24 protein-coding genes are annotated in these 22022 nt (G+C 56.9%); 12 read left to right on the top strand and 12 right to left on the bottom strand.

Annotated features, from left to right (window positions below; genetic code table 11):
- Window positions 1-10 precede the first annotated feature (10 nt).
- The 5 genes from pyrR to AC6IZD_RS17965 all read right to left on the bottom strand — a co-directional run bounded on the left by pyrR (window position 11) and on the right by AC6IZD_RS17965 (window position 4108).
- Complete coding sequence (gene pyrR, locus AC6IZD_RS17985) at window positions 11-592, bottom strand: bifunctional pyr operon transcriptional regulator/uracil phosphoribosyltransferase PyrR (RefSeq protein ID WP_497784950.1); 582 nt, start codon at window positions 590-592, stop codon at window positions 11-13.
- 50 nt (window positions 593-642) lie between these two features.
- A complete protein-coding gene (locus AC6IZD_RS17980) occupies window positions 643-1374 on the bottom strand; it encodes a zinc ribbon domain-containing protein (protein WP_497784948.1) in 732 nt (243 codons plus the stop codon).
- A 91-nt stretch (window positions 1375-1465) separates the two neighbouring features.
- Window positions 1466-2059: a hypothetical protein gene (locus AC6IZD_RS17975; RefSeq protein WP_497784946.1), complete on the bottom strand. Its 594-nt coding sequence runs from the start codon at window positions 2057-2059 to the stop codon at window positions 1466-1468.
- Between the two features lie 24 nt (window positions 2060-2083).
- Entirely contained in the window at window positions 2084-2662 is a 579-nt protein-coding gene (locus tag AC6IZD_RS17970; protein ID WP_497784945.1) for a hypothetical protein, read from the bottom strand.
- A 120-nt stretch (window positions 2663-2782) separates the two neighbouring features.
- Entirely contained in the window at window positions 2783-4108 is a 1326-nt protein-coding gene (locus AC6IZD_RS17965) for an Nramp family divalent metal transporter (RefSeq protein WP_497784944.1), read from the bottom strand.
- Between the two features lie 226 nt (window positions 4109-4334).
- Here AC6IZD_RS17965 and purD point away from each other — a divergent pair, with 226 nt between their 5' ends.
- Together purD and purE are read left to right on the top strand one after the other, a co-directional pair.
- Window positions 4335-5603: a phosphoribosylamine--glycine ligase gene (gene purD / locus AC6IZD_RS17960; RefSeq protein ID WP_497784943.1), complete on the top strand. Its 1269-nt coding sequence runs from the start codon at window positions 4335-4337 to the stop codon at window positions 5601-5603.
- 58 nt (window positions 5604-5661) lie between these two features.
- Complete coding sequence (purE, locus tag AC6IZD_RS17955) at window positions 5662-6174, top strand: 5-(carboxyamino)imidazole ribonucleotide mutase (protein ID WP_497784942.1); 513 nt, start codon at window positions 5662-5664, stop codon at window positions 6172-6174.
- A gap of 202 nt (window positions 6175-6376) precedes the next feature.
- Here purE and AC6IZD_RS17950 read toward each other — a convergent pair whose 3' ends face one another.
- The 4 genes from AC6IZD_RS17950 to AC6IZD_RS17935 all read right to left on the bottom strand — a co-directional run bounded on the left by AC6IZD_RS17950 (window position 6377) and on the right by AC6IZD_RS17935 (window position 8906).
- Window positions 6377-6784 (bottom strand): OsmC family protein, encoded by a 408-nt coding sequence (locus AC6IZD_RS17950; RefSeq protein WP_497784941.1) that lies wholly within the window; start codon window positions 6782-6784, stop codon window positions 6377-6379.
- 20 nt (window positions 6785-6804) lie between these two features.
- Window positions 6805-7329 (bottom strand): RNA polymerase sigma factor, encoded by a 525-nt coding sequence (locus AC6IZD_RS17945; RefSeq protein ID WP_497784940.1) that lies wholly within the window; start codon window positions 7327-7329, stop codon window positions 6805-6807.
- Between the two features lie 39 nt (window positions 7330-7368).
- On the bottom strand, window positions 7369-7935 hold the full coding sequence (locus AC6IZD_RS17940; protein ID WP_497784939.1) for a rhodanese-like domain-containing protein: 567 nt from the start codon (window positions 7933-7935) through the stop codon (window positions 7369-7371).
- Between the two features lie 224 nt (window positions 7936-8159).
- The gene (locus AC6IZD_RS17935) at window positions 8160-8906 is read right to left on the bottom strand and encodes a polysaccharide deacetylase family protein (protein WP_497784938.1); all 747 of its coding nucleotides are present in this window, start codon (window positions 8904-8906) and stop codon (window positions 8160-8162) included.
- A gap of 148 nt (window positions 8907-9054) precedes the next feature.
- On the opposite strand from AC6IZD_RS17935, the gene AC6IZD_RS17930 reads away from it, so the two are divergent.
- From AC6IZD_RS17930 to AC6IZD_RS17920, 3 genes are all read left to right on the top strand, one after another.
- Complete coding sequence (locus AC6IZD_RS17930; RefSeq protein WP_497784937.1) at window positions 9055-9714, top strand: deoxynucleoside kinase; 660 nt, start codon at window positions 9055-9057, stop codon at window positions 9712-9714.
- Between the two features lie 61 nt (window positions 9715-9775).
- A complete protein-coding gene (locus AC6IZD_RS17925) occupies window positions 9776-10174 on the top strand; it encodes a bacteriohemerythrin (protein WP_497784936.1) in 399 nt (132 codons plus the stop codon).
- Between the two features lie 119 nt (window positions 10175-10293).
- Window positions 10294-10794, top strand: coding sequence for a DUF2721 domain-containing protein (locus AC6IZD_RS17920; protein ID WP_497784935.1), 501 nt, complete (start codon window positions 10294-10296; stop codon window positions 10792-10794).
- Here AC6IZD_RS17920 and AC6IZD_RS17915 read toward each other — a convergent pair.
- Both AC6IZD_RS17915 and AC6IZD_RS17910 read right to left on the bottom strand, forming a co-directional pair.
- A complete protein-coding gene (locus AC6IZD_RS17915; RefSeq protein WP_497784934.1) occupies window positions 10784-11827 on the bottom strand; it encodes a zinc-dependent alcohol dehydrogenase family protein in 1044 nt (347 codons plus the stop codon). The two genes, AC6IZD_RS17920 and AC6IZD_RS17915, sit on opposite strands and share 11 nt — an antisense overlap.
- A complete protein-coding gene (locus AC6IZD_RS17910; RefSeq protein ID WP_497784933.1) occupies window positions 11791-12342 on the bottom strand; it encodes a methyltransferase family protein in 552 nt (183 codons plus the stop codon). Before AC6IZD_RS17910 ends, AC6IZD_RS17915 begins: the two co-directional genes overlap by 37 nt.
- Before the next feature lie 120 nt (window positions 12343-12462).
- Here AC6IZD_RS17910 and AC6IZD_RS17905 point away from each other — a divergent pair, with 120 nt between their 5' ends.
- The 4 genes from AC6IZD_RS17905 (at window position 12463) to panC (ending at window position 15997) form a co-directional block, all read left to right on the top strand.
- Window positions 12463-13371 (top strand): NAD(P)-dependent oxidoreductase, encoded by a 909-nt coding sequence (locus AC6IZD_RS17905; RefSeq protein WP_497784932.1) that lies wholly within the window; start codon window positions 12463-12465, stop codon window positions 13369-13371.
- A 213-nt stretch (window positions 13372-13584) separates the two neighbouring features.
- Window positions 13585-14475: a 3-methyl-2-oxobutanoate hydroxymethyltransferase gene (panB, locus tag AC6IZD_RS17900; protein WP_497784931.1), complete on the top strand. Its 891-nt coding sequence runs from the start codon at window positions 13585-13587 to the stop codon at window positions 14473-14475.
- Window positions 14476-14481: 6 nt separating this feature from the next.
- The gene (locus tag AC6IZD_RS17895) at window positions 14482-15138 is read left to right on the top strand and encodes a hypothetical protein (RefSeq protein WP_497784930.1); all 657 of its coding nucleotides are present in this window, start codon (window positions 14482-14484) and stop codon (window positions 15136-15138) included.
- Window positions 15139-15148: 10 nt separating this feature from the next.
- Window positions 15149-15997: a pantoate--beta-alanine ligase gene (gene panC / locus AC6IZD_RS17890; protein ID WP_497784929.1), complete on the top strand. Its 849-nt coding sequence runs from the start codon at window positions 15149-15151 to the stop codon at window positions 15995-15997.
- A gap of 224 nt (window positions 15998-16221) precedes the next feature.
- Here the strand turns inward: panC and AC6IZD_RS17885 are convergent, their stop codons facing one another.
- Window positions 16222-16584: a hypothetical protein gene (locus tag AC6IZD_RS17885; RefSeq protein ID WP_497784928.1), complete on the bottom strand. Its 363-nt coding sequence runs from the start codon at window positions 16582-16584 to the stop codon at window positions 16222-16224.
- A 522-nt stretch (window positions 16585-17106) separates the two neighbouring features.
- Between AC6IZD_RS17885 and AC6IZD_RS17880 the strand changes: the two genes are divergently transcribed.
- From AC6IZD_RS17880 to dacB, 3 genes are all read left to right on the top strand, one after another.
- The gene (locus AC6IZD_RS17880) at window positions 17107-17970 is read left to right on the top strand and encodes a transporter (protein ID WP_497784926.1); all 864 of its coding nucleotides are present in this window, start codon (window positions 17107-17109) and stop codon (window positions 17968-17970) included.
- Window positions 17971-18238: 268 nt separating this feature from the next.
- Window positions 18239-20095 (top strand): PAS domain-containing sensor histidine kinase, encoded by a 1857-nt coding sequence (locus AC6IZD_RS17875; RefSeq protein ID WP_497784925.1) that lies wholly within the window; start codon window positions 18239-18241, stop codon window positions 20093-20095.
- A gap of 197 nt (window positions 20096-20292) precedes the next feature.
- Complete coding sequence (gene dacB, locus AC6IZD_RS17870; RefSeq protein ID WP_497784924.1) at window positions 20293-21882, top strand: D-alanyl-D-alanine carboxypeptidase/D-alanyl-D-alanine endopeptidase; 1590 nt, start codon at window positions 20293-20295, stop codon at window positions 21880-21882.
- The last annotated feature ends 140 nt before the right edge of the window (window positions 21883-22022 follow it).

Below are 22022 nucleotides of genomic sequence, written 5' to 3'. Positions count from 1 at the left end.
GAACCTTCGCTTAGCCTTCAGTTTCCGGCACGCGCTCGACGAGCAGTACCTTTTCCATCTGGTCCGTCTCGTTCAGTTTCACTTCAATAATTTCCAGGTCTGAGGTCTGCACGCGGCGTCCCACGAAGCTGGCTTCGATCGGCAGTTCGCGATGTCCGCGGTCGATCAGCGTCAATAGCTTCACGCTGCGAGGACGCCCCTGATCAAACAATGCATCCAGAGCGGCTCTTACTGTGCGGCCCGTGTAGAGCACGTCGTCGCAGAGCACAATGTCCATGCCTGTGATGTTGAATCCGATCTTGCGCGGTTCTACGACCGGTTTCGGCCCCACGGTGGAAAGGTCGTCACGATACAGAGTAATGTCCAGCGTGCCCACCGGCACGGGAGCTTTTTCGATGCGCTCAATGTGCCTACCCAGGCGCTCGGCAATTGGAATACCCCGGCGGCGAATGCCGACCAGTCCAAGTGTCTTAATGCCGTTGTGCTTCTCAACAATTTCATGCGCCAGGCGAACGAGGGTGCGCTCGATTTCGGAGGCAGACATGATCTGCCCCTTTTCGCGGAGATTAGGAGGCCGAGAGATGACGTTCATAGCTGCCTAAATGATACGCGAGCGTGTGAGCGGGCGGCAAGGAACCTCGGCTAGGCTTGCTCTTTCGGTGCTCCTTCGCGACCAAAAAGAAACGCCCCAACCGCGCCACCTAAGGCACTGAACATCAGGAAGAACACTGCTGCAACCACCACCAGCAGCACAATCACCGCAATCAGACCTCGATCCGTGCTGATGTAGCCGCTGAATTGCTGCATTGAACGCGCCACTTCGGGATCAGGAGCATTCGCGGCGGTTTCGCGCAATTTATCCAGCAGCAAGGTACGCATTGCTGACCGCGCGGTAGCGGAAAAAAGAACCACCAAGTTCGGCAGTGCTCGCAAGCTGAACCCCAGTCCGCCAGCTAGCAATCCGATTTTTGCGCCCATCCACGGTCGAACGGGTCGCAGCCCGGCACGGCGGCGATAAAACGTAACCGCCAGTCCACCCGCGGCAAACATGCACAACATCGCAAGCGGAACGACTGGAATCGAAGTCCCGACCGCAGCGATCACGCCCGCAATCAGCGCTGATCGAAATGCAGCGCGTCCATTCAGTTTGTTCGGAGATGGGGTTTGCAGGATTCGCTGCGCTGGAGCGCCGGTTGACTTCCCTGGGTCGGCAATGGGTTCGGCCGGAGGCTGAAGATCCTCAGGAGTTCCGGGCGGCAAGGGTTCCGTCACCGGGGCCGTCGGAGGGCGAACTGGTACCTTGATTTGGGGGGCGCCACACTTCGGGCAGAACGGACGTCCACTTTCTACCTCGGCCCCGCATTGGCTACACATGTGCTCCACCTAAAAAACCTAACAGCCCCGAGGGCCTTACGCAAATCGTGCTAAGACCTGGCATCGGTTCGCTCCTCTGCCCACGCGTGTCCTACGACGGTTGTTTGCCGGCGTAGCTGTCGTCGTCCTTGCTGTTGCCAAGATGCAGGTACAGCAATTCAAACTCGCTGCCTTTTCCGTTCGGTTTTACTGAAATCTGATGCTGATTGCCTTCGGTTCCGACCTTCAGGCTAATCTCATTCGTGTCTCTCTGGTCTTTGCCACACTTCACCGGATCGCCAAGGCTCTTGCCGTGCCCGAGTTGCACTTCATCACCCCGGCCTTTGCACTCCACCACAGTTCCGTAGCTAGCCAGCTTGCCGCGATAAAACGCCACAACCTTTTCCGGAGCGTCATCGGTCGTGTATTTCGCAGTCACTACTTTCACCTGCATGAATGGAGTGTTCACATTCACGTGAGCGCGATTCTTATCGTCACCCGTGCTGTGTTTCTCCCGCGAACCGGGATACACCGGTAGCCCGGAATCGTTTGCGGCGGCAGTCGTATCCACGTGCACGCTCGCTCCGGGCGCTTCGATGCTCACTTTCTCGTCTTTGTCGTGACCTTCATGACGCACTCTGCAGCCGGAGATCAACAGACTCCCGCTGACGAGAATCAGGCACAATCCCGTAAGACTTGTTCTCATAGAATCCTAGATATCTCTTGTGAACTAAGACGGCTCAGTTCGGGCATTGTTATCATCGCCCAGTTGTATCAACACCAACTCAAACTCGGTGCCATTTCCGCTTTGCCTCACCCTTACAAGGTGCTGACTGCCCTCGGTGCCGACCTTAAGCGTTGTTCCTCCGGGTGCGCCTTCCTGTTTGCAAGTTACAGGGCTGCTCAAACTCTTCCCGCCAGGAGCGATAACCTCTGCGTTCGAGCCCTTGCACTCCAGAACCTGTCCATACATGCCCATCTTTTGTCGATAGTAGGCGAGTATCTTCTCGGGCGCGTCCTCGGAAGTGTACTTCAATTTCACGACCTTCAATTTCACAAACGGGGCGGTCACATCAACCCGTTTTCGACTCCGGTCGCCCATTGTGCCGGGCATTTCTTTTGCCCCGGCATAGACTGGCAATCCCGAGTCGCTTGCCATCGCTCCCTTGTCTACATGAATGCTCGCGCCGGGCGCGTTTATGCTTACGCTCTTGTTCTCCCCGCTCTCATGTTTGCTGATGCAGCTTGTGGTCCCTAGTACGGCCCAGGCTGTTACAACGCAGACTGCCAGTGCTTTTCCGCTCGTCATAGCGTCCTCGATGAAAACTGGTCGGCTCTGGGCTGATATACGAACTTCGCCACACGAATGCGGTCGGAAGCCGACGCATGCACCAAGTTACGAAAGCGGCCGCGTGAAGGTTCCGTTCGCCTATCGAAATGCTTGAACTAAAAGCCACAAATTCAGTCCGGCAATCAATGCCGCCACAAACCATGCCAGCATCTTCAGCCACGTGGGGTTCACAAATTCGCCCATCAGCTTGCGATCGCTCGTGAACATCACCAGCGGCACCACGGCAAAGCTCAACTGCATGCTCAGCACTACTTGGCTGAACACCAGCAATCGCGCCGTGCCTCCTTCGCCTGCAACGGCCGTAACGACAACGGCTGGCACAATAGCGACCAAGCGCGTGATCAACCGGCGCACCCAGGGCCTTGTACGCAGATTGATAAATCCTTCCATCACGATCTGTCCGGCCAGTGTCCCGGTCAATGTCGAGTTTTGACCGCTCGCCAGCAGCGCCAAGGCAAAGATTCCGCTCGCGCCGGTCACGCCCAGCAAGCCTGACATCAGCTTGTACGCGTCCTGAATCTCGGCCACCTGGTGCTGTCCTGCGCGGTAAAACGTAGCTGCAGCTACGACGAGAATCGCGGCATTCACAAACAGAGCGATGGTCAGCGCCACAGCCGAATCTATGTTGCAGTAGCGTAGGGCTTCGCGGCGCCCTTCAGGAGTGCGGGCGTAGTCGCGGGTCTGCACAATGGCCGAGTGCAGATACAAGTTGTGCGGCATCACCGTCGCGCCCAGAATCCCGATCGCAATGTACAGCATCATCGGATCGTGCAGGATGACCTTGTCAGGCACGAACATGCCTCTCAGCACCATCCCAAATTCCGGTCGCGAAAACAGGACTTCCAGCCCGAAACAGACCCCGATGGTCGCCGTCAGTGTCACAACAATTGCTTCGATGTACCGAAAGCCGCGATTTTCCAAAAGCAACAGCAGCAACACATCGAACCCCGTGATCACCACGCCGATGACCAGCGGAATGTGAAACAACAATTGCAGCGCAATCGCCGAACCAATCACTTCGGCCAGATCGCACGCCGCAATCGCCACCTCGGCCAGAAGCCAAAGTCCAAACGCTGCTTTCGGACCGAACCGCTCGCGACAGGCCTGTGCCAGATCTCGTCCACTTACAATGCCCAGCTTCAGCGAAAGGCTCTGGAGCAGGATCGCCATCAGGTTCGAAAGAACTATGACGTAGAGCAGACTGTAGTTATAGCGCGATCCAGCGGCGAGATCGGTCGCCCAGTTGCCCGGATCCATATAGCCGACAGCGACCAGGAATCCAGGCCCGGCGAAGGCCAGCAGTTTCCGGAGTATCCCAGAGTCGGGCAGAGGAATGCGTGTGCGCACTTCCGGCAAAGCCGTTGCCACAGTTTCTGCCCGCCAATGCTGTCCTTCGCTGCTCATCGTTTGAATTTCATGGGACCCGGTCTACATTGTGTGATGCACAACCGAACTCGAATCCACTCAGCGTAACAGAATGGATCATCGCTGCGCAGGTTTCAACCGCTGCTTCGGCCTTCGCTTGCTTCCCCTACACGGCAGCGCCAATTTTGTATGCAAATTCTGAAAGCTCGCGCTCGCGATTGACTTATCCTCCTGAAAACTCATAACCTTTCGGGTTGGAGAGGTCATGAAAGTTCTCGTTTTTGGCGGCGGTGGCCGCGAACACGCGCTCGTATGGAAGCTCAAGCAGTCGCCTCGTGTTGAACAGGTGTTCTGCGCTCCCGGAAACGCCGGGATAGCTCTGGATGCGACATGCATTCCTTGCGACCTGACGCGGTTGGATTCCATCATTGAGGCGGCCATCAAGGCCAGCCCTGATCTCGTCGTGGTCGGTCCCGAAGTTCCGCTCATGCTGGGCACGGTTGATGAACTGCGCCGTCGCGGCATTCCCGTATTTGGCCCCACTCAGGCTGCGGCAAGGCTGGAATCGAGCAAGAGTTTCTCCAAGGCGTTCATGACGCGCCATCGCATTCCGACCCCGCTTTATGTCCAGGTTCACTCAGCCTCGGAGATCAAGAGCGCACTGGCTAATTTCAGTGCTCCTATCGTTGTGAAAGCCGATGGGTTGGCCGCGGGCAAAGGCGTGGTCATCGCCAACACCAAGGAAGAAGCAGCGCAGGTCGCAACCGCCATGTTGCAGGGCTCGCTCGGCGCAGCAGGTCACCATGTCTTGTTCGAGGAGTTCCTCGAAGGCGAGGAGATCAGCTTCCTTGTAATGAGCGACGGCGAACGCGTTGCTCCGCTCGTTGCTGCACAGGATCACAAGCGCATCGGAGACGGCGATACCGGCCCGAACACCGGAGGCATGGGAGCCTATTCGATGCCCGGCCTGATCGATGACAACATGCGTACCTGGTTGCTGCGCCACATCGCTCAACCGGTCATCGAAGGAATGGCCGCCGAGGACAATCCCTACACTGGAATCCTATATTGCGGCCTCATGATGACCGCGAAAGGCCCCCAAGTCCTCGAGTTCAATTGCCGATTCGGCGATCCCGAAACTCAGCCCATCCTGATGCGCCTTGATAGTGACCTGCTCGAAGCCTTTGAGGCGAGCATTGAAGGCCGCATCAGCGACGGTGTGTTCCGCTGGTCCACCGATCCAAGTGTTTGCGTGGTGATGGCTGCTGCCGGATACCCAGGCACGGTTCAGAAGGGCGCAGTCATCTCCGGCCTTGAGCGCGCCGGAGCACTGGACGGGGTGAAAGTTTTCCATGCAGGAACCGGATCGACCGATGGACAGTTCACCGCCGCTGGAGGTCGCGTACTCGGCGTCACCGCCCGCGGCGCATCGCTGGAAGCTGCAGTGGCTCGCGCCTATGAAGGCGTGCGCTGCATCAGCTTTGATGGCATGCAGTATCGCAGCGACATAGCCCATCGGCGTTTGAAGCGTTAAATCCTTCGCCGCGCTGGCCGCATCTGTTCAGGAGTAAGGAAAGAGAAATACGGAGAACATGGATAGAAAGCCGCTAGTTTCCATCATCATGGGAAGTGACAGCGATCTCGAAATCATGAATGAGACCGCCAAGGCGCTCGACCTTTTTGAAGTGCCGTACGAAATCGATATCTGTTCCGCGCACCGCTCCCCGGCCCGCACCAGCGAATTCAGTCGTAATGCTGCCGGTCGCGGAGTTCGCGTCATCGTCGCCGGGGCCGGTGGTGCTGCTCATCTGGCCGGAGTCATTGCCGCCGAAACCACCTTGCCCGTTATAGCCGTCCCCATCGCTGCAACATCGTTGGCCGGACTCGATGCGCTGCTCGCAATGGTGCAGATGCCTGCCGGAATTCCCGTGGCCACCGTTGCCATCGGCAAGCCGGGCGCGACCAATGCCGGAATCCTCGCAACCCAGATCCTCGCCACCAGCGACCCTGTATTGGCCAAAAAGCTCCTCGCCTACAAAGAAAAGCTCGCACGCGGTGTCGAAGAGAAATCCCGCCGCTTGCAGGAAACGCGAGCCGGAAAGTAACCGCAAAGGCTGCTCTCGGGCAGCCTTTGACTTTCAGAGCAGTTTCAGCATTGCTTTGTCTGCCAGTTGAGAACAAACAGAACAGGTGCCGGGTGCCCCACCTTCGGCGCGCGTCTTGTGCGCGGCTAAGGTGGGAAGCAAACGCTGCGCGGCTAAGGGTTCGAAAGCAAAACCCCCATACCCCACAACCCTGGGCACAGACCTAGCTCGCGACAGCCGTTTTGATCTCCAGCGCAATGGCCGGAGGATGCGTCAGCGTGTTGTGAATCAAGCAGCGATGAACAGCGTCCGTCACGCCTTTCACCTGCTCCTCACTCAGTCCTAGTGGAACTTCTACTTCAATTTTGAAATTGTCCAACCGCGCAGGGTTTTTCGCCTTGTCGGCCGTCACCCGAACCTTCGTGCCTTCAGTTGCGAGCTTATTCCGCTTCAGATAATCCGCCGCATAGAATCCCGCGCACGATCCGAGCGATGCCAGCAACAACTCCGGAGGCGTCATGCCCTCGTCGAAGCCGCCATTCTCTGCCGGTTGATCGCTGATCACGGAGTGTCCGCGTGTTTTGATCTCAAACTGTACCGAACCCAGATGATCTACCGTAACTTCCAGCATCGTCCTCTCTCCTCCTAAATCTATTGCCGCCCTGCACTAGCCATCAGCAGTTCATCCAGCCGCTCTCTGAGGGCCTGGCGCGCCCGGTGCAGACGGCTTTTCATCGCCGCCAGCGAAATTCGTAATGTCCGCGCAACATCTTCGCCACTCATCTCCTCGATCTCGCGCAGGATGTAAACCTCGCGTGCTTCCTCCGGCAGTTCTCCAATCGCCTGCCATAGAATTTCCTTGATCTCCCGCCTCGCCAACTCAACGTCCGGAGGCTCAAGCTTCGACGCAAGCTCCGTGCCGCCGTCCTCCATCTCCGAAAGCTGCAGCAGCGGCGCCATTGCTTCGCGCTCCCTCAGCTGCCAGCACAACCGGCGCGCAATCTGGCTCAGCCATGCTCGGAACGCGCTCGCCTCTCGCAGTTGCTCCAAGCTGCGATACGCCTTCAGTAGAGCTTCCATCAGCACGTCTTCGGCGTCTGCCTGGTTGCCGCAAACGCGCAGCATCTGGCGATAGACGGCGTCCTTGTGTTCGTTCGTCAGCCCTTCAAAATCCATACCCTCCGATTGTGGACCAGAAACCGCTTTCCGCCGAGCCTATCTGCAACAAGACGCAGCAGCCTTCACTTCATTTCCTGTTCCGGAAACCAGCTTCGTTCGGTTCCAGGGCATTTTGGCCAACAAAATTCCCATCATGCAGATGTCGGTTGCCCCGGCAAACGTCAGCCCCGCGCCCACAAACATCGCCAGCCAGATCCCGGCATGGACTCCAGAGATAGCCAGCCCGGTTCCAAGCAGAACCAATAACCCGGCTCCCAATCGCACCTGCCGTTCAAGTGACCACCGTGTCCGAACCGAGGCCACAACTTCGTTTCCACTCGCAATCCACGCGTCTGTGCCACCCTCCAGAACGCGCACTGCCGACTGTTCGCCTAACCATCCGGCCACGATCTTGGCCCGAGTGCCGCCCTTGCAGATCAGTACCACCTGATCATCCAGCCGCAGGTCTTTGCGGCGCGACTCAAACTGATCCATCGGAATGCTAACCGCGCAAGGGATGTGTCCCGAGGCGTATTCCGTAGCTGTGCGCACGTCGATCATCTGCGGCGCCCTGCCGCATCCAATCTCGTCTTTCAATTGCGCCACTGAAACCATGGTGCTCATTCTTTGCCCTCTAACAGTAAAGAGCGCTCTCTGCGAAAAAGGATTCTCTCCGAATCGACTTAGAACACAAAAAAGCGGGTGCCCCACCTTCGACGCCGGGTGCCCCACCTTCGACGCGCGTTTCATGCGCGGCTAAGGTGGGAGAGCAAGACGCGGATGACTGCACCAATCCTGGTCAAACAAAAAAGACGGCCCGCAGGCCGCCTCTTCTGCCTTCGAAAACACTAAGCCTTCGGCTGTGTCCCAAACGGCATCTGCACTCCCGGACGCATCTGCATCAGCTCTGGAACGGTCGTAAACAGGTATCCGCGATCCTTGTATTCCGCGATGAGTTCGTCCGTCGCTTGCACCGTTCGGCTGCGATCTTCTCCCATTCGCAAATGACCGCCATCGTGCAACAGAACGATTTCGCCGCCCGCAATCTGCCTGCGCGCATGGCCAAGAATCTGGTCCTTCGACTTGGCCGACCAGTCAAAGCAGGTCACCCGCCACATCACAGGAAACATCTTCATTTCCTCGACTACCTTGAACTGCCCGGGCCTGCGCCCCCCAAATGGCGGGCGGAACAGGAACGGCCTCTCGCCCGTGACTTCTTCAATTGCCTGCGACGTGTCCTCCAACTCCTGGCGCATCTTTGCTTCGCTCGCAAAAATCATGTGCGGATGCGTGTAGCTGTGATTCCCAATTGCGTGCCCTGCGGCCGAAACCGCCTGCACAATGTCCGGGCGCTGCTTTACGTATTTCCCTAACATGAAGAACGTCGCCAGCACTTGATGTTTCGCCAGAACTTCGAGCAGCCGCATCGTCCACGGATCGTTCGGACCGTCATCGTAGGAGAGCGCCAGGACCTTGCGCCCTTCCTGAATCCCGTTGAAGTTCCCGCCATAGAGCTGCGACCATGGCACCATGGTGTGCATTCCCGCGAAGGTTGCGGCAGCCGCCGCCAACGTACCTGCTACATAACCAATCATCGCCAATGATTCTACCTTCTTCAGCTGTCGTTAGCTGCAACGGGTGTCTTTCGAGACGCATGCGGACCGAGAACCCTGTTGCTCAGCGCGCAGTTGGCGCGCTATCCTGCACCTGAACTTCTGAACAGCGGAATCGAACAGCTCTACCATGGCCAATCTCTTTGAACCATCCCGGTATATTGCTGTAGAAGGGCCCATTCGAGTCGGCAAAAGCACTCTCTCCCGTTATCTTTCCGAGCAGATGCATGCCCAGCTCGTCCATGAACCGGAGCAGAATCCCTTTCTTTCCGCTTTCTATGATGGCGAGCCCGGCGCGGCATTTCAGGCCCAGTTCTCGTTTCTCATTCAGCGCTATGAACAGCTTCGCCCGCTGAAGACGCGCAACGCCCAGAAGGTCGTCATCACCGATTACATTTTCGAGAAGGACAAGATCTTCGCGAACCTCAATCTCACCGATCCTGAGTTAGCCGTTTACGACCAGTATTACAAGCTGTTTCGCTCCGAATTGCCTACTCCCGACCTTGTCATTTATTTGCAGGCTCCTATCGATGTTCTCCGCAAGCGTCTTCGCCGTAAAAACTTGCCCAACGAGCGCCAGATCAGCGATGAATACATGGAAGAGGTCGTAAAGGCATACGAACATTTCTTCTTCCATTACTCGGCCAGCGACCTGCTTGTGGTCAACACCTCCGAAATCGATTTCGTCGAACGTAGCGAAGACCTGCAGATGCTATTACGCCGTCTGAGTGAGCCAATCAAGGGAACGCAATACTTCCTGCCTCTGGGACAAAACACAGCGCGCAGCTAGAATAAGCACTGACAGCTCGCGCTGAAAACACCCGATATTCACATTCTGTAAGGATCTACTGATGGCTTTATTTGAGTGGAAGGAAGAGCACTCTGTTTCCGTAGTGCGCTTCGACAATGATCACAAGAAGCTCTTCTCGTTACTGAATGATTTGAACGATGCTATGGCCGAAAAACGTGGGCGTCTCGCCGTAGGCAATATTCTGCAGGAACTCTCTCGCTACACTCGCAGCCATTTCGCTGCCGAGGAAGTTGCGATGAAGCGTGTCAACTTTGCCGGGCTTTCCGCGCACGTCGCAGAACATCGGGAACTCGAGGCGAAGGTTCAGGAGTTCTACGCCCAGCACAATACATCCTCAGTAGCCATCACCATCGACGTGCTCTACTTCCTTCGAGACTGGCTCCAGAAGCATATCCTCGGGACTGACCGGCAATACGTATCTGCACTGAAGCAGTGCTAAGATTCTCTGGTCTTGTGGGTCCCCATCTTCGGTGCGCGTTTTGCGCCCGGCCAAGGTGGGAGAGCAAAACACATGTTGCTTCATCAACCCAGAAACCGCATTCTAGTATCAGAACAACTATGCAAGCTGCAGCGGAAAGTCCATTTGCAATTCTCACGGCGGTAGTCGCTCCCGCGTTGCTCACCAATTCGTCCACGGTTCTGGTGCTCGGTCTTGGAAACCGCATCGCGCGCGTCATCGACCGCACGCGCACCGTTGCAGGAGTGATGGCCAGCGTGGCGGAAAATTCTGAGCTCTACGTGAAACTGCAACAGCAGGCGGCTCTTCTCAAGCAGCGCTCGCAAATGCTCGGCAAGGCCCTGCGCCTTGGTTACGCCGCCGTGGGTGGATTCGCAGCCGAAGCTCTCATTGCCGTGCTTGGCGGTGTACTGGTGCATTACGAACTTCCAGTACCGGCACGCATCGCGGCCCTGGTGGCGCTCGCCATCGGAGTCCTCTCCGTGGGCAGTCTCGTTTCGGCCTGCATCTACATGGTCCACGAAACGGCAATTGCACTCGACAATCTGACGGAAGAGGCAAACACGGTCATGCTCGAGGCCGCACGCCAGTTCAAGAGATAGGGCTGCCCGAGTTCACGATTACCGCTGCTCCATCGATCTGGTCATTCTTTACGGCAATCAGTGCATCGTTCGCTTCCTCGAGTGAGAACGTCGTAACCTTCGGCTTCAGGCCGATCTCAGCCGCCAACGCGAGGAAGTCTCTTGCGTCGTCCCGCGTCATGTTGGCTACGCTGCGAATCTGGCGCTCTCCCCAGAGTAGCGTGTCGTAATCGAACTGCGGCATGCGGTCGAGATGGATGGCATTGATCGCCACCACTCCGCCTTTTCGCAAACACGACAGCGCTGACACAACCACATCGCCTGCGGGCGCGAATGTCACCGCTCGATCCAGTTGCACAGGAGGCTTCTCGCGCTCCGATCCAACCCACTTCGCGCCAAGCGATTCGGCGAGCTTGCGATGCGACTCTCCGCGAGTGGACACATACACGTCGCAATTCCATGCCCGCAACACGTCAATTGCCAAGTGGGCCGAGGCGCCGAATCCAAACAGTCCGACGCGCTCGCCGCGCTCCACTCCGGCCACACGCAAGCTGCGAAACCCGATAATTCCGGCGCAGAGCAGTGGGGCCGCATGCAAGGCATCGAGCGCAGCCTGGAGCGGAAACACAAAGTCGGCGCGCGCTGTCGCAAACTCCGCGTACCCTCCATTGACTGAGTATCCCGTGAAGGTCGGCGCATCGCAAAGATTCTCGGCGTCGTGGCGGCAGTACCAGCACTGGCCGTCCGTGCCGCCAATCCACGAAACGCCAACCCGAGTGCCTGCTGACAATTCACTGGTAGCACCGCCAACTACTTCGCCCACGATTTGATGGCCCGGAATGAGGCTCCCGCGCTGCGGTCTGAGCTCTCCCTCAACAATATGCAGATCGGTGCGACACACTCCACAGGCCAGCACTCGAAGTAGCACTTCTCCTGCAGCGGGCTCGGGCTTAGCTATCTCTATCGTGCGGAGCGGACGATCTTGCACCCGGCCGGGCGCTGTGAGCACCACCGCCTTCATCTCGCTCTCCATGGAGTCAGGCGCGGAATCCATCTTCGGACATATTTGCAATATTCGATATATTCGGCACCAAACTTCTTCCGCAAAGTCGGCTCCTCGTAGAACACAACGAACAGGTGAATTCCGGCAACAGCAGCACATGCCGCTGCAACCCCTGCAACGTTGGCTCGTCCAAATACCACCCACAAACCGACCCACCCCGTGACGACCCCTACGTACATCGGATTGCGAACATATTGATATGCGCCTACTACCACCAGCCTTTTCGGCGGTGCAATGGGAGCAGGTGTGCCGTGTCCCGTTCGTCCGAAATCCCACACACAGCGCAACGCCACGGCGAAGCCGAGCACTGAGAACGCTATGGCGATCCATCGCCAGCTTGGTAGCGTCAGCTCAGCGTGCATACTGAATCCCAACCATTGGGGAAGCAGCCAGAACCAGAGAGCAAAAAACGTAGCTCCGACTGCGAGTGACAGAATTGTGTCCACCCCGCTTTTCTCTCGCCGAACATGCTGTCTTTCGAAACTGCGCTGCTGAATGCTATTCATGCGGTTCTCCTCGCACGAGCAGTGCCGAATTATGCTCTCCGCTCCAGACGCCTGCAAGCATCTGCGACCACGCGCAACTAGCAGGCATCTCAGCCTTATATCTGTGATAGGAGAGTCGAAATGCGTGTCGGATTTTTAGGTCTAGGCAACATGGGGCAGGGAATGGCGCGGAATCTCATTCGCGCCGGTCACGAAGTAACGGTGTACAACCGCAGTCGCAGCGCATCCGAGGCGCTGGTCAAAGATGGCGCGAAAATTGCCGACATCCCGGCCAAAGCTGCAGGTGAAGTCTCAATAACGATGCTGGCCGATGATCACGCAGTCGAATCCGTGGTGACCGGAGAACAGGGCCTCATCTCCGGTATGCAAAAAGGAAGCCTGCACATTTCGATGAGCACCATCAGTCCGGGCCTGTCTGAGTGCATGGTGATGTCGCATCGCGACCGTGGATTGCAGTACCTTGCCGCACCAGTGTTCGGCCGACCCGATGCCGCTGCAGCAGCCAAACTGTTCATCGTTGCCGCAGGTCCGAAAGATGCGATGGCAAAAGCCAAGCCGCTATTTGATGTTCTCGGACAGCGCACGTTCGAGATCGACGAACACCCGGAACACGCCAACCTGATCAAGCTCTGCGGCAATTTCATGATCACCTGCGCGCTGGAGAGCATGGGCGAAGTATTCTCAGTCGCACGCAAAGCCGGAGTCGATCCCAACGCAGTCTTTCAGGTACTGAGTGGCACCCTCTTCGGCGCTCCTGCATACAACAACTACGGACCGAGAATCATTGAAGAGAAATTTTCGCCCGCTGGTTTCAAGATGCCGCTTGGGTTGAAGGACACGCGCCTGATGCTCCAGGCGGCAGAGAAACTTTCAGTTCCCATGCCATTCGCGAGCATCATTCGCGATCGTTTTCTTGCTGCCATCGCCAATGGTCATGGAGAACTCGACTGGTCCGCCCTGACGCTCGCCATTTCCCAAAGTGCCGGATTGCAAACAGCGGGTTCCAACGTTCAGACCGCAGCAGATTAGAGCCATTGCACAAGTGGTGAATGGTTGGAAAAAGACCCATGTACTTTTCTGATAATGGTGTGTCCGTAAGAGGGGATTTGGCGCGAGCACGTCGAATCTCCACATTTGCCTCTGGCTTTCGCGGAGGACTAAAATCAGCGCGGTCGTTCCAAGCGGCCCAGCGCCACGGCGCACAGGCGGCATCCGCAAATGCGGAGCCACACTGGAGGAGTTATGAGTATCACCACGGGCGATTTCCGCCAACGAATCACGGTCCAAACACTCGCCGAAAAGAAATCGAAACACGAGCCGATTGTTTCGCTCACTGCATATGACTACGCCACGGCGCGCATTGCTGATGAGGCCGGAGTCGATTTCATCCTCGTAGGAGACTCGCTGGCACAGGTTGTGCTTGGGTATGACAGCACGCTGCCGGTCACGATGGATGAAATGCTGCACCATACGCGCGCGGTCCGTCGTGCTGTGAAACACGCGTTCCTGGTAGCCGACATGCCTTTCGGCTCCTACCACACGGGAGATGAGACGGCATTGGAGAACGCAGTCCGCTTTGTGAAGGAAGGCGGAGCGGAGGCAGTAAAGATCGAAGGCGGCGTCGGGCGGGTGCCGCTCATCAGCCGAATCATTGAGGCCGAAATTCCCGTTGTTGGACACATTGGATTAACGCCGCAATCGGTACACAAGATGGGCGGCTACAAGGTTCAGGGTAAGACGATGTCGGCCATCGACGCGCTCATCCAGGACGCAATTGCGCTGGACGGCGCTGGAGTTGCGGCACTCGTGCTCGAAGGAATTCCGCGCGAAGTAGCAACGCGCATCACGAGCGAGGTTACGACACCGACCATCGGCATTGGTGCTGGACCGGATTGCGACGGGCAGATATTGGTGTTCCACGATTTAGCCGGCATGACGTTCAACGCCCCGGCCAAATTTGTGCGCCGCTACTGCGATGCGGGGACTCTGATCGGCGACGCGATTCAGTCGTATTCCGATGACGTGCGTAAGCGCGAGTTCCCGGCGGACAAAGAGTCCTATCACTTGCCGCGAGAAACGCAGCGTGCGCTGGAGGAAAGCCATCACGACGCAACGATCGTCCACCACAAGTAAGCGGACATGAAGACTCTGCTCACAACAGCTCTACTGATCGCGGGCCTCGGCGGCAACGCGCATGCTCAGGCCGCGAAGACCCCGAAGGCGCAACAGAAGGCTGCGGCAATAGCAGGCCGCACGGAGTGCGTGCTCAGCGTGGGGCTATGTGTCACCGTGCCCGCAAACTGGCAACGGTTGGGCGACGTGTTTGGCGACCTTGGATTCGTGGTGGCCGAGCAGCACGTGGGAACGGATTCTGCGAACTGGCCGCAACTGACGGTTGCCGCTATCGACGTGCCGCAAAAAGATAAGAACGGCAATACGCCTTCGCTCGACACGCTGGTGCAAATGGTGCTCACTCCGGAGGATGCTTCGACCACGACTGAGACGCTGCAGCGCAGCCGCGTGATTCTTAACGGGCGCGAAGCGGAGATCGTTCGCGTGCGCTTGCACGACAATACATCCCAGTCGGAGTCGATTGAGGAGATTGCGCTCATCGAGGGCGACGACGCAATGGTCTATTCGATTGCATTGCGTTGCGCGCCGAACGATATGACGCGATTAGAACCGATTTTCCAGAAGGCTGCTCACAGTTGGCATATGCGGCAGGCTATAGCAAAGCCGCGCCCCGAGGCGCAACCGAAGCAGGATACGAACAAAACAGACTCAGAAAAGAAATGAGAACGCAGAAATGAAAGTGATTCGCGACCTTCGCGAAATGCAGGCCGCTAGCCGTGCGGCAAGAACCCAGGGCAAAACAATTGGATTGGTTCCTACGATGGGCGCGTTGCACGCGGGACATCTCTCGCTAGTGCGCGAGGCTCGCTCGCGGGCGGGATTAGTGGTTGTATCGATATTTGTAAATCCATTGCAGTTCGGGCCGACGGAGGACTTCGCGAAGTATCCGAGAACGCTCGAAGCCGACTGCGCAAAGCTCGAAGCTGAAGGCGTTGACATTGTGTTTGCGCCTACGGTGGAGCAGATGTACCCGAAGGATGCAACGACTGTGGTTTACGTCGCGGGCTTGAGCGAAAAGCTCGACGGGATTTCGCGCCCCGGGCACTTCAAGGGTGTGACGACGGTGGTCTCCAAGCTGTTCCACATTGTGCAGCCTGATGTGGCTGTGTTCGGGCAGAAGGATGCGGCGCAGGTCGCGGTGCTGAAGAGAATGGTGCGCGACCTCGACATGGGGATCGAGATGGTGATTGGTCCCATTGTGCGTGAGGCTGATGGACTGGCTCTTTCATCGCGCAACCAGTACCTCTCGGATGAGCAGCGGAAACAGGCTCTTGTGTTGCATAAGGTCCTGGAACATGTGGCGGCTCTGGTGAATGCGGGCGAGAACTGCACGCAAACCCTTAAGGACGCGGCTCTAAAAGTGATCGCGTCGGAACCCGCAGCGCAACTGGATTACTGCGAGATCGTCAGTACCGATACGCTAGACCCTGTAAGTGACGTGAAGCAAGGTGCGCTGGTGGCCGTGGCGGCGTCATTCGGAACAACGAGGCTGATCGACAACGTGGTGGTGAGGGGAGAGTAAAACGCTTGCTTCATGCCGAGGGTTGCTGGGCGAGTAAAGCTGCGTTCGGCAGCCTTAGTGCTGTGGGGAGGCAGGTGACCCGGGACGCAGGAGGCGATCAAAGTGGCGGCTGGGATCCTTCGCTGCGCTCAGGATGACACCTTCAATCGAACATCCTCAATCGCAAAACACTTGCTCCTGTGTTGTACAGGAGCAAGGCGTTTACCTAGCCGTGAGCGATTTTATTAATTACCGTGTCCATGTCCATGACCGTGGTGGTGCCATCCGTTATGACGGCCGTTATCATGGTGCTCCCGGTCATATCTCGCCCTTTCGTCTCTGTATCGGTCGTCATAGTATCTACGCCCATGCTCCATCCGATAGCGGGTGCCATGGTCATAGTAGTAGCCTCCGTGGTATCCGTAATCCCAGTAGTGGGCGACGATGTAAGGCTGGCTATACACCACGTAAGGCTCGGGCTGAACGATAACCGGTGCCGGCGTTCCGATCGTAACGCCAACATGTACTTGGGCCGCTGCTTTTGGCGGGGTCATCAATGTAGCACTCAAAAACAATCCAAATATTGCAAGTCCAGCTTTCTTCAACATCGCCTGAAACCTCCGTTGCTCTGGTCACTATAAAACCCGAGTCACTGGAGAAGTTGCGCGGTTCCAGAACGTAGGTACATGGCTTATCGCACATCGAGGGACTCTTCTGGTAGACGTGGTATTCCGTGGACGTCTACTAATGCAACTGGATTAAACAGAGTAAGTAAGTGAACGCCTGTTCGCTTGATTGCTTATGTCCGACGTCCAGAACGCTTGAATAGGCCACCCGCGGCCGCCCAACCGTGAGTTGCAGTCGGTGACTTGAAGCTGCCCTTGAGACTGACACCGACGCTGGGATCCTTCGCTGCGCTCAGGATGACACCCCAGAGAACATGAGCAGCTACCAAGAGAGAGCCGCCTGCGTCGCGGGATATCGCCGCATGACGCGGCGCGGATCCGAGGCATCGGGCTGCTGGTTTGGTTGGCACGTGTGGTCGCTATTGCGCCATTCGCATCGACGTATTTCTGAGTGCATCTAAGCAGGAAGTGAGTGTCTATCTCGTTTCGCAGAAGTGTGTGGCGATGAAGATTCGTATCACCATTGGCGCGGTTGCGGTTCTGTATTTCATGATGTTGTCGGGATCGAAGCTGTGGGCGCAGGGGCCACCGTTTCAGACGGACGATCCGGTGCCGGTGGAATTGCATCACTACGAGTTCTATGTCTTTGGCTCGGCGGACGGGACGCCAGTGGAGATGGATGCTTCGGCGCCGGCTTTTGAATTTAACTGGGGTGCGGTGCCGAGAGTGCAGTTACATGCGGTGTTGCCGTTTGGCGTCTCTGCACCAAGAAATCATGCAGTGTACTTTCCGCGCGGAAGCGGGCCCAAACAGTATGGCGTGCTTGATATGGAACTGGGAGCGAAGATCGCATTTATAAAGGAAGGCAAGCACGTCCCACAGATTGGATCGTTCACTATGTTCGAGATTCCGACGGGCGACTCGGACAGAGGCTTGGGCGTGGGCAGGGTGTGGTACAAGTTACCGATCTGGATGCAGAAGAACGTAGGGAAGTGGACGCTCGATGGTGGTGCGGGATACGTGGTGAATCCGCAAACGGGGTTTAGGAATTTCCCGTACACGGGTTGGCTAGTGAAGAAGCAAATGAATGAGAGGCTCGAGTTGGGCGCAGAGCTATTTGCCCACGGAAGCGAAGGAACGGCGCCTCCACAGATCGAGTCTTCGGCAATGGTCGATATTGGCGGGTACTACCACTTTAAGAATCACCCGGGACAGCAGTTCCTGTTTTGCTATGGACATTCCATTGCGGGCCAGACGGAGAACTATGCATACGTAGGTATGTACTGGACGTGGGGAAAAGATAAGGACAAGAGGGATCAGTCGCTGGGACAAAAATGGATGCCGCCTCCGACTGACAAGGGATTCTGAACGAAAGATCGGGTCAGGCACTTAATCGGATTGCGAGCACAGGCTGCGCTTTGCCCTGAGCCGATCACGCATTTAGGGATTCTCCACGAGATGTGACTGAGGTCACAGATGGCAAGTAGCCTTTACTCTAAGGTTCTCCTTGCCGCCTGCCAGCTTAGCTCGAATGCAGGCTAGTTCCAGTCCTGGTATTCCGATGCACGGTATTAACCTGCAAGGCCGTCAGCACCCTCATCTCGTAGAAGATTCGCAAGTAGAGTCTGAGCCTTCTATGGCAGCGTTTGCCTCGGAAGAATGCCTGCGTCTTGTAATGGAACATTCGCCGGTTGCGCTGGCCATGTTTGATCGGCAAATGCGCTACATCTGCGCGAGTCAGCGGTGGATCAGTGATTACTGTCTACATGGCGATCCGCGGGGAAAATCGCACTACGAACTGTTCCCCTACTTACCCGAATCCTGGAAGGAAGCACATCGCCGAGGCCTTGCGGGCGAAAGCATCAAGGTAGACGAGGATCGCTTTGAGCGCGCCGATGGAACGGTTCAGTGGGTCAGGTGGGAGTTAAGACCATGGCGAGATCATCAAGGCGAAGTCGGCGGGATCGTGATCTTCACGGAAGACATTACCGACCGCAAACAGGCTGAAGAAGCACTACGCCTGCGCGAGGCAATGCTGGAAGGATTCTTTCAGGCCTCTCCTGCGATCCTGAATATCGTGGACGATCAGTTCCGTTACGTCAGAACGGATGGGTTGACACCAACGTACTTTGGTCTGGATCGCCAGAGTCTAATTGGAGAGTCTTTGGCAGAACTGGCCCCGGAGTTCATGAAGAATTTCGGGCCGATCATGCGAGATGTGATCGACAAAGGCGCCTCGCATCTGAACGAAGAAGTCCATAGTCCTGTTCCAGCGCGGCCTGGCGAAACGGCGTATTGGCAAGCTTCTTACTTTCCTATTCCATTGCCGGATGGTAAGCGAGGCATCGGTATCGTAGGCCTGGACGTCACGGAGTTAAAGAAGACAGAGCTCGCTTTGCGAGAGAGCGAAATCAAGTTCCGTACAGTTGTCGAAAGCTCAAGAGACCTGATTTACAGGCTGAACGTGCAGACCGGCCAGTATGAATACATGAGCCCTTCAGCGAAAGCGATGGTCGGATTCACTCCGGAGGAACTCGCAGCGCAGGACAAAGAAACCGCCTTGAAGCGGGTGCATCCGGACGATTTGCCCGGACTCAACGCGGCAATCAAGCGTTTGGAAAAGACGGGAACGTCTGAAGCGGAGTATCGGTACAAGGCCAAGGACGGGGAGTTTCGCTGGCTTGCGAATCACATGGCTTTGACACGTGATGCCAAAGGCAAGCCTCTGTATCGAACCGGCAACGTGCGTGACATTACGGAGAGAAAGTGCGCTGAAGAAGCGCTGATCCGCAGCGAGAAGCTGGCCTCAATGGGCAGGATGGCCGCGGCGATCGCACACGAGATCAACAATCCTCTGGACGCTGCGATGAACCTGCTATTTCTGGCATCGACGACAGAAAATCTGCCGGACGAAATTCGCGAATTTCTGGAGACAGCCGATGAAGAGCTAAAGCGCGTTGCGCACATTGCGCGACAATCGCTGGGGTTCTACCGCGAATCGAATGCTCCGGAAAGCGTGTCGATTACCTCTGTGCTGGAATCTTCTGTCAATCTGCTGAGGAGCAAAGTTCGTACGAAGCAGGCGAGAGTGCAGAAGGAATGGGATGGCGATCTACGCATTCTGGCGGTCGCTGGAGAATTGCGACAGGTCTTCTCAAATCTGATTGCAAACAGTCTGGACGCGCTTCCCAACAAGGGATCGATCAGGATTCGAGTATCGCAGTATGAGCAACACGTGCGCGTGACGGTCGCGGACAACGGCAAGGGAATGCCCCAGGATGTGCGGGAACACATCTTCGATCCGTTCTTTACGACGAAGGGCTCGCTCGGAACGGGGCTTGGACTCTGGGTGAGCAAGCAGATTGTCGATAAACATCACGGGACGATTCGTGTGCGGTCGAACACGGCGGGCCCCCACAAGGGAACAGTGTTCTCGATTGTTCTGCCTATCGCACCGGGAGAGTCAGCACTGACTCAGACGGCGGGAGCTTAAGGTAAGTTGATCGATACTCTTCATTGCCCGTAATTCTGTGTACGAACCGATTCGGGTGGCCCTGAGTGCGAAGGCAAAACGCCTTAGCATGATCGCTCATCGTTAGTTCCGAATGCCGGAGTTCTCCGTGCTCAAGCGTGCGAACAGCCGCGAAGGTCAGCAGCGTGGGGCGGGAACAATGCTAAAATTCGCTACTTATGCGACACCTTCGTATTCGTGTGTCTTCGAGGAATATCGCCCTCATCGGGCTGATGTTGTGGCTCGCGATTGCTCCGGCAACGGCGGCAAACAAGCGAAAAGATCTAGGTAAGAAGATTGACGCGATTCTTGCGCGGCCCGATGTGGGGCGAGCGTTCTGGGGGATCGAAGTCGAAGATCTGGACAGCGGTGAGGTTGTTTATTCGCACGAGGCCGACCGACTCTATATTCCTGCTTCCAACACAAAGCTGTTTACAACCGCAGCGGCTCTGGCGCTGATCGGACCGGACTACAAGGTCCGCACGACGGTGGAGTCGGCGACGATTCCGGACAAGTATGGCAGGCTGAGCGGCGATCTGGTGTTGGTGGGGCGCGGAGATGCAAATCTTAGTGGACGAACGCTTCCTTACCACCTGAGAACGCAGAGGCCACTGCCTCCGCAGCATGTGCTGGAAGAGTTGGCAGACCAGATTGTGGCGCGCGGTGTGAAGGTGATAGACGGCGATATTGTCGCGGACGACAGCTTCTTTGTCTATGAGCGCTACGGCGAAGGGTGGTCGCAGGATGATCTGGTGTGGGAATGGGGCGCGCCGGTTTCAGCCCTGGCTCTGAACGACAACGTCGTTTACCTGAACATCCTGCCGGCGGAGCGCGTCGGAGAGCGTGCCTTTGTCGGCATCTCACCCTACGCCGAGTACTACCACATTGACAATCGCGTGCTGACAACGCCTCCGGGGACAGGGCCAAGGAAAGTGGTGGTCCAACGGCAGCCAGGAGCGAACAAGCTGGAGATATGGGGAAACATTCCACAGGACGACCCCGGAGCTGGAGAGGCTTTGGCGGTTGAAGAACCCGCTGAGTTCTGTGCGCGGATGCTGTGGGAACTGCTGCAGCGGCGCGGCGTTGCGATGTATGGCAAGACGCGGGCACGGCACACGACTATGGCAAGTCTGGGAACGATTACGGTGACGACCACGGTTCCGATGGGCGGCGGGCAAGAGACATCGATGGCTGCACAGTCTCAGCAGGCTACTCCCGTGGTGCTGGCACAGCATGACTCGTTGCCGTTGGGAATGGACATTGCAGTAATCAATAAAGTGAGCCAGAATCTGCACGCCGAAATGTTGCTGCGATTGCTGGGACGGGAGAAAGGCACGAGCGGTTCGATCGCAGGAGGCTTGGAAGTGCTCAGGCCATTCCTTGCGCAAGCAGATGTGCGTCCGGAAGAGTATTCGTTTTCGGATGGCTCTGGGTTGTCACGGCAAAATCTTGTTTCTCCCCATGCGATGGTGAAGCTGTTGCGATACGCGACCACGCAGCCTTGGGGCAAGACGTTCATGGAAAGTCTGCCGCTGGCGGGAGTGGATGGCACGCTGGTATCGCGTTTCAAGACTCTTCCTCCGAAGGCGATGCTCAGGGCAAAGACGGGATCGCTCGATCACGTGAACGCATTGTCCGGATACCTGACGACCGCAAAAGGGCAGCGGCTCGTATTCTCGATCATGGCGAACAACCACACGCTGACGACAAAGAAAGCGAATGATGTGGTAGACGAGATTGTGAATGAGGCGGAGAAGTTTCAGAAGTAGGAAGCCAGCAGCCTCTCGCATCGGCAAGTCACACTGACTGGTGCTGATTCATCGTTAGTCGCACGCTCGACCATCCCGGGCGGATGTGGAGTGTCGCCATTCCGGTACACTGAAATCAGAAAAACGGACGGAGGAAGTGG

This window comes from Koromonas humicola, assembly GCF_059726255.1.
This window is presented reverse-complemented; position numbering and strand designations above follow the sequence as displayed.